11 protein-coding genes are annotated in these 11385 nt (G+C 63.2%); all 11 read left to right on the top strand.

Annotated features, from left to right (window positions below):
• Positions 1-217: NADH-quinone oxidoreductase subunit A (gene ndhC / locus APH42_RS27005; RefSeq protein ID WP_177336882.1), on the top strand; the 217-nt coding region annotated here is incomplete at its 5' end.
• A 10-nt stretch (positions 218-227) separates the two neighbouring features.
• Positions 228-905, top strand: a complete 678-nt coding sequence (locus tag APH42_RS27010; protein ID WP_008096180.1) for an NADH-quinone oxidoreductase subunit B family protein — start codon at positions 228-230, stop codon at positions 903-905.
• A 79-nt stretch (positions 906-984) separates the two neighbouring features.
• Entirely contained in the window at positions 985-2766 is a 1782-nt protein-coding gene (nuoC, locus tag APH42_RS27015; RefSeq protein WP_012273293.1) for an NADH-quinone oxidoreductase subunit C/D, read from the top strand.
• A gap of 2 nt (positions 2767-2768) precedes the next feature.
• Positions 2769-3266: an NADH-quinone oxidoreductase subunit NuoE gene (gene nuoE, locus APH42_RS27020; RefSeq protein ID WP_012273294.1), complete on the top strand. Its 498-nt coding sequence runs from the start codon at positions 2769-2771 to the stop codon at positions 3264-3266.
• Positions 3263-4627 (top strand): NADH-quinone oxidoreductase subunit NuoF, encoded by a 1365-nt coding sequence (nuoF, locus tag APH42_RS27025; protein ID WP_012273295.1) that lies wholly within the window; start codon positions 3263-3265, stop codon positions 4625-4627. Before nuoE ends, nuoF begins: the two co-directional genes overlap by 4 nt.
• Positions 4628-4760: 133 nt before the next feature.
• A complete protein-coding gene (nuoG, locus tag APH42_RS27030; protein WP_060494615.1) occupies positions 4761-7475 on the top strand; it encodes an NADH-quinone oxidoreductase subunit NuoG in 2715 nt (904 codons plus the stop codon).
• Positions 7472-8479 (top strand): NADH-quinone oxidoreductase subunit NuoH, encoded by a 1008-nt coding sequence (nuoH, locus tag APH42_RS27035; RefSeq protein WP_012273297.1) that lies wholly within the window; start codon positions 7472-7474, stop codon positions 8477-8479. Before nuoG ends, nuoH begins: the two co-directional genes overlap by 4 nt.
• A gap of 11 nt (positions 8480-8490) precedes the next feature.
• The gene (gene nuoI, locus APH42_RS27040) at positions 8491-9039 is read left to right on the top strand and encodes an NADH-quinone oxidoreductase subunit NuoI (protein ID WP_003251442.1); all 549 of its coding nucleotides are present in this window, start codon (positions 8491-8493) and stop codon (positions 9037-9039) included.
• Positions 9040-9049: 10 nt separating this feature from the next.
• The gene (gene nuoJ, locus APH42_RS27045) at positions 9050-9550 is read left to right on the top strand and encodes an NADH-quinone oxidoreductase subunit J (protein WP_060494616.1); all 501 of its coding nucleotides are present in this window, start codon (positions 9050-9052) and stop codon (positions 9548-9550) included.
• Between the two features lie 3 nt (positions 9551-9553).
• On the top strand, positions 9554-9862 hold the full coding sequence (gene nuoK / locus APH42_RS27050; RefSeq protein ID WP_003251446.1) for an NADH-quinone oxidoreductase subunit NuoK: 309 nt from the start codon (positions 9554-9556) through the stop codon (positions 9860-9862).
• The coding region (gene nuoL, locus APH42_RS27055) for an NADH-quinone oxidoreductase subunit L (RefSeq protein ID WP_060494617.1) at positions 9859-11385 on the top strand (1527 nt) is incomplete at its 3' end. The genes nuoK and nuoL, both read left to right, overlap by 4 nt.

An 11385-nucleotide genomic window follows, 5' to 3' on the forward strand; every position in this document is an offset into this window, starting at 1 on the left:
CTATCTGGTCGCGATGCTGTTCGTGATCTTCGATATCGAAGCCCTCTTTCTCTTTGCATGGTCTGTGTCCGTCCGCGAAAGCGGCTGGACCGGGTTCGTCGAAGCTCTCGTTTTCATAGCAATTCTGTTGGCAGGTCTTGTCTACCTATGGCGCGTCGGTGCTCTTGATTGGGCTCCCGAAGGTCGCCGCAAGCGGCAAGCGAAGCTGAAACAATGAGGCTTTGGCAATGCAATACAATCTCACCAGAATCGATCCGGATGCGCCTAACGAGCAGTACCCGGTAGGTGAACGGGAAACCGTCACCGACCAACTGCTGGAGGACCAGGTCCACAAGAACATCTACATGGGGAAACTCGAAGATGTGCTGCGTGGCGCGGTCAACTGGGGTCGCAAGAACTCCCTCTGGCCGTACAACTTCGGCCTGTCCTGCTGCTACGTGGAAATGACCACGGCCTTCACGGCACCCCACGACATCGCCCGCTTCGGCGCCGAAGTCATCCGGGCCTCGCCGCGTCAGGCCGACTTCATGGTCATCGCCGGTACCTGCTTCGTCAAAATGGCGCCGATCATTCAGCGCCTGTATGAGCAGATGCTCGAGCCGAAGTGGGTCATCTCCATGGGTTCGTGCGCCAACTCCGGCGGCATGTACGACATCTACTCGGTCGTTCAGGGGGTCGACAAGTTCCTCCCCGTGGACGTCTATGTGCCTGGCTGCCCGCCACGCCCTGAGGCTTTCCTGCAAGGCTTGATGCTGTTGCAGGAGTCGATCGGCCAAGAACGACGCCCGCTTTCCTGGGTTGTTGGTGATCAAGGTATTTACCGTGCCGAGATGCCAGCCCAGAAAGACCTGCGTCGTGAGCAGCGCATTGCAGTAACCAACCTGCGCAGCCCCGACGAAGTCTGATCCAGCGACCTGCCGCCCGCTCCCGAGGGAGCCGGCGGCCTGGCTTCATTCTTAACGTTGACCCAAAGCGACCGAGACCATGACAGCGGACAACGCTATTTTCATTCCGCCCTACAAGGCTGACGACCAAGATGTGGTCGTCGAACTGAACAACCGTTTTGGCGCCGAAGCATTCGTCGCCCAGGAAACCCGCACCGGCATGCCCGTGCTGTGGGTCAAACGCGCCCAGCTCAAAGAGGTGCTCAGCTTCCTGCGCGGTGTCGCCAAGCCTTACAGCATGCTGTACGACCTGCACGGCGTGGACGAACGCCTGCGCACCCAGCGCCGTGGCCTGCCGGCCGCCGACTTCAGCGTGTTCTACCACCTGTTGTCGGTCGAGCGTAACAGCGACGTGATGATCAAGGTGTCGCTCAGCGAAGGCGACCTGAACCTGCCGACCGTGACCGGTATCTGGCCAAACGCCAACTGGTACGAGCGCGAAGTGTGGGACATGTTCGGCATCGACTTTGCCGGCCACCCGCACCTCAGCCGCATCATGATGCCGCCGACCTGGGAAGGTCACCCGCTGCGCAAGGACTACCCAGCCCGCGCCACCGAGTTCGACCCCTACAGCCTGACCCTGGCCAAGCAGCAGCTTGAAGAGGAATCGGCGCGTTTCAACCCGGAAGCCTGGGGCATGAAGCGTCAGGGCGCCAACGAGGACTACATGTTCCTCAACCTCGGCCCCAACCACCCCTCGGCGCACGGTGCGTTCCGTATCGTCCTGCAGCTGGACGGTGAAGAGATCGTCGACTGCGTACCGGACATCGGCTACCACCACCGTGGCGCCGAGAAAATGGCCGAGCGCCAGTCCTGGCACAGTTTCATCCCCTACACCGACCGCATCGACTACCTCGGCGGGGTGATGAACAACCTGCCGTACGTACTGGCAGTGGAAAAACTCGCCGGCATCAAAGTGCCGCAAAAAGTCGACGTGATTCGCATCATGCTCGCCGAGTTCTTCCGCATCACCAGCCACCTGCTGTTCCTGGGTACCTATATCCAGGACGTGGGCGCCATGACCCCGGTGTTCTTCACCTTCACCGACCGCCAGCGCGCCTACACCGTGATCGAAGCGATCACCGGTTTCCGCCTGCACCCGGCCTGGTACCGCATCGGTGGCGTCGCCCACGACCTGCCACGCGGCTGGGACAAGCTGGTCAAGGACTTCGTCGAATGGCTGCCCAAGCGCCTCGACGAATACACCAAGGCTGCCCTGCAGAACAGCATCCTCAAGGGCCGTACCATTGGCGTTGCCGCGTACAACACCAAAGAAGCGCTGGAATGGGGCACCACCGGTGCCGGCCTGCGCTCCACCGGTTGCGACTTCGACCTGCGTAAAGCCCGCCCGTACTCCGGCTACGAGAACTTCGAGTTCGAAGTACCGCTGGCCCACAACGGCGATGCCTACGATCGCTGCATGGTCCGTGTCGAGGAGATGCGCCAGAGTATCCGCATCATCGACCAGTGCCTGCGCAACATGCCGGAAGGCCCGTACAAGGCGGATCACCCGCTGACCACGCCGCCGCCGAAAGAGCGCACCCTGCAGCACATCGAAACCTTGATCACGCACTTCCTGCAAGTCTCGTGGGGCCCGGTCATGCCGGCCAACGAGTCGTTCCAGATGATCGAGGCGACCAAGGGCATCAACAGTTACTACCTGACGAGCGATGGCGGCACCATGAGCTACCGCACCCGGATCCGTACCCCGAGCTACCCGCACCTGCAGCAGATCCCTTCGGTGATCAAGGGCAGCATGGTCGCCGACCTCATTGCGTACCTGGGCAGTATCGACTTCGTTATGGCTGACGTGGACCGCTAAGCATGAACAGCACGCTTATCCAGACAGACCGTTTCGCCCTGAGCGAAACAGAGCGCTCGGCCATCGAGCACGAGATGCATCACTACGAGGACCCGCGCGCGGCGTCCATCGAAGCCCTGAAGATCGTCCAGAAAGAACGTGGCTGGGTGCCGGACGGCGCCATCCACGCCATCGGCGAAGTGCTGGGCATCCCGGCCAGCGACGTCGAGGGCGTGGCCACCTTCTACAGCCAGATCTTCCGCCAGCCGGTCGGCCGCCACATCATCCGTGTGTGCGACAGCATGGTCTGCTACATCGGCGGCCACGAGTCGGTCGTCAGCCAGATCCAGAGCGAGCTGGGCATCGGCCTCGGCCAGACTACCGCCGACGGCCGCTTCACCCTGCTGCCAGTGTGCTGCCTGGGCAACTGCGACAAGGCCCCGGCGCTGATGATCGACGATGACACCTTTGGCGACGTGCAGCCCGCTGGCGTCACCAAACTGCTGGAGGGTTACGTATGACCATCACTTCCTTCGGCCCGGCCAACCGCATCGCGCGTTCGGCCGAAACTCATCCGCTGACCTGGCGCCTGCGTGACGATGGCGAGCCAGTATGGCTGGCCGAGTACGAATCGAAAAACGGCTACGCCGCAGCCCGCAAGGCGCTGGCGCAGATGTCGCAAGACGATATCGTGCAAGCGGTCAAGGACTCCGGCCTCAAGGGCCGTGGTGGCGCAGGCTTCCCCACGGGTGTGAAGTGGGGCCTGATGCCCAAAGACGAATCCATGAACATCCGCTACCTGCTGTGCAACGCGGACGAAATGGAGCCCAACACCTGGAAGGACCGCATGCTGATGGAGCAACAGCCCCATCTGCTGGTCGAGGGCATGCTGATCAGCGCCCGCGCCCTGAAGGCCTACCGTGGCTACATCTTCCTGCGTGGCGAATACACCACCGCAGCGAAAAACCTCAACCGTGCCATCGATGAAGCCAAGGCCGCAGGCCTCTTGGGCAAGAACATCCTGGGCTCTGGTTTCGATTTCGAGCTGTTCGTGCACACCGGTGCCGGCCGCTACATCTGCGGTGAAGAAACCGCGCTGATCAACTCGCTGGAAGGCCGCCGCGCCAACCCGCGTTCCAAGCCGCCCTTCCCTGCCGCCGTGGGCGTATGGGGCAAGCCGACGTGCGTGAACAACGTCGAAACCCTGTGCAACGTGCCGGCCATCGTCGCCAATGGCAACGACTGGTACAAGTCGCTGGCCCGTGAAGGCAGCGAAGACCACGGTACCAAGCTGATGGGCTTCTCCGGCAAGGTGAAGAACCCAGGCCTGTGGGAATTGCCATTCGGCGTCACCGCTCGCGAGTTGTTCGAAGACTACGCCGGCGGCATGCGCGACGGCTTCAAGCTCAAGTGCTGGCAGCCAGGCGGCGCCGGTACTGGTTTCCTGCTGCCCGAGCACCTCGACGCACAAATGTACGCCGGCGGCATCGCCAAGGTCGGCACCCGTATGGGTACTGGCTTGGCCATGGCGGTGGACGACAGCATCAACATGGTTTCGCTGCTGCGCAACATGGAAGAGTTCTTCGCCCGTGAGTCGTGCGGCTGGTGCACACCCTGCCGTGACGGCCTGCCGTGGAGCGTGAAGATGCTGCGTGCGCTGGAGAAAGGTCAGGGCCGCGCCGAAGACATCGAGACACTGCTGGGGCTGGTCAACTTCCTCGGCCCTGGCCGTACCTTCTGTGCTCACGCACCAGGTGCCGTCGAGCCGCTGGGCAGTGCCATCAAATACTTCCGGTCCGAGTTCGAAGCCGGTGTCGCGCCAGCCTCCGCTGGTGACACCCTGCGCCCTAACCTGGCCAAGCCGATCGTGGTCGGCGCATAACAAGATGATTAGGCGGGTGGTCCGTGCCACTCGCCAGCTTGCCGGCAGGCCCGATTCATTCGCGGCGTGTCGCAAGCTCACCGATTTCCATTAGCCACGCCCGCTCACGCGGGCCAACGAAGAACTTTGAACAATGGCCACTATCCACGTAGACGGCAAAGCGCTCGAAGTCAACGGTGCAGACAACCTGTTACAGGCATGTCTGTCGCTAGGCCTCGACATCCCTTATTTCTGCTGGCACCCGGCGCTCGGTAGCGTTGGCGCCTGCCGGCAGTGCGCGGTCAAGCAGTACACCGACGAGAACGACACCCGTGGTCGTATCGTCATGTCCTGCATGACCCCTGCTTCCGACGGCACCTGGATCTCCATCGAAGACGAAGAATCCAAGGCGTTTCGCGCCAGCGTCGTCGAATGGCTGATGACCAACCACCCGCACGACTGCCCAGTGTGCGAGGAAGGCGGTCACTGCCACCTGCAGGACATGACGGTAATGACCGGCCACAACGAGCGCCGCTACCGTTTCACCAAGCGTACCCACCAGAACCAGGACCTCGGCCCGTTCATCGCCCATGAGATGAACCGCTGCATCGCCTGCTACCGCTGCGTGCGCTACTACAAGGACTACGCCGGTGGCACCGACCTGGGCGTATACGGCGCCCACGACAACGTGTACTTCGGCCGCGTCGAAGACGGCGTGCTGGAAAGCGAATTCTCCGGCAACCTGACCGAGGTCTGCCCAACCGGCGTGTTCACCGACAAGACCCACTCCGAGCGCTACAACCGCAAGTGGGACATGCAGTTCGCCCCAAGCATCTGCCATGGCTGCTCCAGCGGCTGCAACATCAGCCCGGGTGAACGCTACGGCGAGCTGCGCCGTATCGAAAACCGCTTCAACGGCTCGGTCAACCAATACTTCCTGTGCGACCGTGGCCGCTTCGGCTACGGCTATGTCAACCGCAAGGACCGCCCACGCCAGCCACACCTGGCCGATGGCACCAAGCTGGGCCTGGACGCCGCCCTGGACAAAGCCGCCGACCTGCTGCGCGGCCGCACCATCGTTGGTATCGGCTCGCCACGCGCCAGCCTCGAAAGCAACTACGGCCTGCGTGAGCTGGTCGGCGCCGAGTATTTCTACTCCGGCATGGAAGCTGGCGAACTGGCACGCGTACGCCTGGCCCTGAACGTGCTGAACAACAGCCCGCTGCCAGTGCCGACCCTGCGCGACATCGAAGACCACGACGCGGTGTTCGTGCTCGGTGAAGACCTGACCCAGACCGCTGCCCGCGTTGCCCTGGCCGTGCGCCAGGCCACCAAAGGCAAGGCCGAGGCCATGGCCGAAGCCATGAAGGTCCAGCCTTGGCTCGACGCTGCGGTCAAGAACATCGGCCAGCACGCACTGTACCCGCTGTTCATCGCCTCCCTGGCTGAAACCAAGCTCGACGACGTCGCCGAAGAGTGCGTACACGCAGCCCCGGCCGACCTCGCCCGCATCGGTTTCGCCGTGGCCCACGCCATCGACCCGAGCGCACCGGCAGTCGCCGGCCTGGACGACGAAGCCAAGGCCCTGGCCCAGCGCATCGCCGACGCCCTGGTGGCCGCCAAGCGCCCACTGGTGGTTGCCGGTACTTCCCTGGCCGACCCGGCGCTGATCGAAGCCGCCGCCAACATCGCCAAGGCCCTGAAGCTGCACGAGAAAAACGGCTCGCTGAGCCTGGTGGTGCCTGAGGCCAACAGCATCGGCCTGGCCATGCTTGGTGGCGAGTCCGTCGATGCTGCCCTGGATGCGGTCATCAGCGGCAAGGCCGACGCCATCGTCGTGCTGGAAAACGACCTGTACGCCCGCGTACCGGCCGCCAAGGTTGACGCAGCCCTGGCTGCCGCCAAGGTGGTGATCGTTGCCGACCACTCCAAAACCGCCACTGTCGACCGCGCCCACCTGGTGCTGCCGGCCGCCTCGTTCGCCGAAGGCGACGGCACCCTGGTCAGCCAGGAAGGCCGTGCCCAGCGCTTCTTCCAGGTGTTCGACCCGCAGTACCTGGACAGCAGCATCCAGATCCACGAAGGCTGGCGCTGGATGCACGCCCTGCGTGCCACCCTGCTGAACAAGCCGGTCGACTGGACCCAGCTGGACCACGTTACCAGCGCCTGCGCCGAAGCCGCCCCGCAACTGGCCGGCATCGTCAACGCCGCACCAAGCGCCGCATTCCGCATCAAGGGCATGAAACTGGCCCGTGAGCCGCTGCGCTACTCCGGTCGTACCGCCATGCGCGCCAACATCAGCGTGCACGAGCCACGTACCCCGCAAGACAAGGACACCGCGTTCGCCTTCTCCATGGAAGGCTACTCGGGCTCGGCCGAACCGCGCCAGCAGGTGCCGTTCGCCTGGTCGCCGGGCTGGAACTCGCCGCAAGCCTGGAACAAGTTCCAGGACGAAGTCGGTGGCCACCTGCGCGCCGGTGACCCAGGTGTGCGCCTGATCGAATCGCAAGGCGACCGTCTGAACTGGTTCAACGCCATTCCGGGTGCTTTCAACCCGGCCCGTGGCACCTGGACTGCCGTGCCGTTCTTCCACCTGTTCGGCAGCGAAGAAAGCTCGTCGCGCGCCGCCCCGGTGCAACAGCGCATCCCGGCTGCCTACGTGGCCCTGGCCAAGTCCGAAGCCGACCGCCTGGGTGTCAACGACGGCGCGATGCTGAGCCTGAACGTGGCCGGTGTGGCCCTGCGCCTGCCGCTGCGTATCAATGAAGAGCTGGGCGCTGGCCTGGTCGCGTTGCCGAAAGGCCTGGCCGGCATCCCGCCTGCCATCTTCGGTGCATCCGTCGAAGGCCTGCAGGAGGCAGCACAATGAGCTGGTTCACCCCCGAAGTGATCGATGTGATCATCCAGGTCGTCAAGGCTATCGTGGTGCTGCTGGCCGTGGTGGTCTGCGGCGCCCTGCTCAGCTTCGTCGAGCGCCGTCTGCTGGGCTGGTGGCAGGACCGTTACGGTCCGAACCGTGTCGGCCCGTTCGGCATGTTCCAGATCGCCGCCGACATGCTGAAGATGTTCTTCAAGGAAGACTGGAACCCGCCCTTCGTCGACAAGATGATCTTCACCCTGGCGCCGGTCGTGGCCATGAGCGCCCTGCTGATCGGCTTCTCGATCATCCCGATCACACCGGGCTGGGGCGTTGCCGACCTGAACATCGGCCTGCTGTTCTTCTTCGCCATGGCCGGCCTGTCGGTCTACGCGGTGCTGTTCGCTGGCTGGTCGTCGAACAACAAGTACGCCCTGCTGGGCAGCTTGCGTGCTTCGGCACAGACCGTGTCGTACGAAGTGTTCCTGGGCCTGGCGCTGATGGGCGTGGTGGTACAGGTAGGCTCCTTCAACATGCGCGACATCGTCGAGTACCAGGCGCAGAACCTGTGGTTCATCATTCCGCAGTTCTTCGGCTTCTGCACCTTCTTCATCGCTGGCGTCGCCGTGACTCACCGTCACCCGTTCGACCAGCCAGAAGCAGAACAGGAACTGGCCGACGGCTACCACATCGAGTATGCCGGCATGAAATGGGGCATGTTCTTCGTCGGTGAGTACATCGGCATCATCCTCATCTCGGCGCTGCTGGTAACCCTGTTCTTCGGCGGCTGGCACGGCCCGTTCGGCATTCTGCCGCAAGTGCCGTTCCTGTGGTTCGCCTTGAAGACCGCGTTCTTCATCATGCTGTTCATCCTGCTGCGCGCCTCGATCCCGCGCCCGCGCTATGACCAGGTGATGGACTTCAGCTGGAAGTTCTGCCTGCCGCTGACCCTGATCAATTTGCTGGTGACCGCTGCGATCGTGCTCTACAACACGCCAGCCGTCGCGGCCCAGTGAGGATTTGACCCATGTTCAAGTATATCGGCGACATCGTTAAGGGCACCGGCACACAGCTGCGCAGCCTGGCCATGGTGTTCTCCCACGGGTTTCGCAAGCGCGACACCCTGCAGTACCCCGAAGAGCCCGTGTACCTGCCGCCGCGCTACCGCGGCCGCATCGTCCTTACCCGCGACCCCGATGGCGAGGAGCGCTGCGTAGCGTGCAACCTCTGCGCGGTGGCCTGCCCGGTTGGCTGCATTTCGCTGCAGAAGGCCGAGACCGAGGACGGCCGCTGGTACCCGGAGTTCTTCCGCATCAACTTCTCGCGTTGCATTTTCTGCGGCCTGTGTGAAGAAGCGTGCCCGACCACCGCGATCCAGCTGACCCCGGATTTCGAAATGGCCGAGTTCAAGCGTCAGGACCTGGTGTACGAGAAAGAAGATCTGCTGATCTCCGGCCCCGGCAAGAACCCTGACTACAACTTCTACCGTGTTGCGGGTATGGCGATCGCTGGCAAGCCGAAGGGCTCTGCACAGAACGAAGCCGAGCCGATCAACGTGAAGAGCTTGCTCCCATAAGGACAGAAAGATGGAATTCGCTTTCTACTTCGCATCCGGGATCGCCGTGGTCTCCACCCTTCGGGTGGTTACCGGCACCAACCCCGTGCACGCCTTGCTTTACCTGATCATTTCGCTGATTTCCGTGGCCATGATCTTCTTCTCCCTGGGTGCGCCGTTCGCCGGCGCCCTGGAAGTGATCGCCTACGCCGGCGCCATCATGGTGCTGTTCGTGTTCGTCGTGATGATGCTCAACCTCGGGCCGGCTTCGGTCGCCCAGGAACGCGGCTGGCTCAAGCCCGGTATCTGGGCAGGGCCGGTAATCCTGGGCGCCCTGCTGCTGGCAGAGCTGCTGTACGTGCTGTTCGTCACCCCGAGCGGCGCTGGCATCAGTGGCACCACCGTGGGCCCGAAAGAAGTGGGCATCAGCCTGTTCGGCCCGTACCTGCTGGTGGTCGAACTGGCTTCGATGCTGCTGCTGGCTGCAGCCGTCACCGCCTTCCACCTGGGCCGCAACGAGGCGAAGGAGTAAATCATGGGTGCTATCCCTCTCGAGCATGGTCTGGCGGTCGCCGGTATCCTGTTCTGCTTAGGTCTGGTTGGCCTGATGGTCCGCCGCAACATCCTCTTCGTGCTCATGAGCCTGGAAGTCATGATGAACGCCTCTGCCCTGGCGTTCGTCGTCGCCGGTGCCCGTTGGGTCCAGCCCGACGGCCAGGTGATGTTCATTCTGGTGATCAGCCTGGCAGCCGCCGAGGCCAGTATTGGCCTGGCCATCCTGCTGCAGCTGTATCGCCGCTTCCACACTCTCGACATCGATGCTGCCAGTGAGATGCGCGGATGAACCTTCTCTTCCTGACTTTCGTCTTCCCCCTCGTCGGCTTCCTGCTGCTGTCGTTCTCGCGCGGGCGGTTCTCGGAGAACCTGTCCGCCCTGATCGGCGTCGGCTCGGTAGGCCTGTCGGCCGCGACCGCCGCCTACGTCATCTGGCAATTCAACGTTGCCCCGCCTGAAGGCGGCGCCTACAGCCAGCTGCTGTGGCAATGGATGTCGGTGGACGGCTTCGCGCCGAACTTCACCCTGTACCTGGACGGCCTGTCGATCACCATGCTCGGCGTGGTGACCGGTGTCGGCTTCCTGATCCACCTGTTCGCGTCCTGGTACATGCGCGGCGAAGCGGGCTACTCGCGCTTCTTCTCGTACACCAACCTGTTTATCGCCAGCATGCTGTTCCTGATCCTTGGCGACAACCTGCTGTTCATCTACTTCGGCTGGGAAGGCGTGGGCCTGTGCTCGTACCTGTTGATCGGTTTCTACTACAGCAACCGCAACAACGGTAACGCGGCACTCAAGGCATTCATCGTCACCCGCATCGGCGACGTGTTCATGGCCATCGGCCTGTTCATCCTGTTCGCCCAGCTGGGTACCCTGAACGTGCAGGAACTGCTGGTGCTGGCACCACAGAAGTTCCAGGCTGGCGACACCTGGATGGTGCTGGCAACGCTGATGCTGCTGGGTGGTGCGGTGGGTAAATCGGCCCAGCTGCCACTGCAGACCTGGCTGGCCGACGCGATGGCGGGCCCGACCCCGGTTTCGGCACTGATCCACGCCGCTACCATGGTGACCGCGGGCGTGTACCTGATCGCCCGTACCAACGGCCTGTTCCTGCTGGCACCGGACATCCTGCACCTGGTAGGTGTGGTCGGTGGTGTGACCCTGGTGCTGGCCGGCTTCGCCGCGTTGGTGCAAACCGACATCAAGCGTATCCTCGCCTACTCGACCATGAGCCAGATCGGCTACATGTTCCTGGCCCTGGGCGTAGGTGCCTGGGACGCGGCGATCTTCCACCTGATGACCCACGCCTTCTTCAAGGCCCTGCTGTTCCTTGCCTCCGGTGCGGTGATCGTTGCCTGCCACCACGAGCAGAACATCTTCAAGATGGGTGGCCTGTGGAAGAAACTGCCACTGGCCTACGCCAGCTTCGTGGTCGGTGGCGCAGCCCTGGCTGCCCTGCCGATCGTGACCGTGGGCTTCTACTCCAAGGACGAGATCCTCTGGGAAGCCTTCGCCAGCGGCAACACCGGCTTGCTGTACGCTGGCCTGGTGGGCGCGTTCATGACCTCGCTGTACACCTTCCGCCTGATCTTCATCGCCTTCCACGGCGAAGCCAAGACCGAAGCCCATGCTGGCCACGGCATCAGCCACTGGCTGCCGCTGGGCGTGCTGATCGTGCTGTCGACCTTCGTCGGTGCCTGGATCACCCCGCCACTGGCAGGCGTGCTGCCGGAAAGTGCCGGCCACGCCGGTGGCGAAGCCAAGCACGCGCTGGAGATCACCTCGGGTGCCATCGCCATTGCCGGTATCCTG

Source organism: Pseudomonas sp. NBRC 111140 (assembly GCF_001320885.1).
Lineage (GTDB): Bacteria > Pseudomonadota > Gammaproteobacteria > Pseudomonadales > Pseudomonadaceae > Aquipseudomonas > Aquipseudomonas putida_P.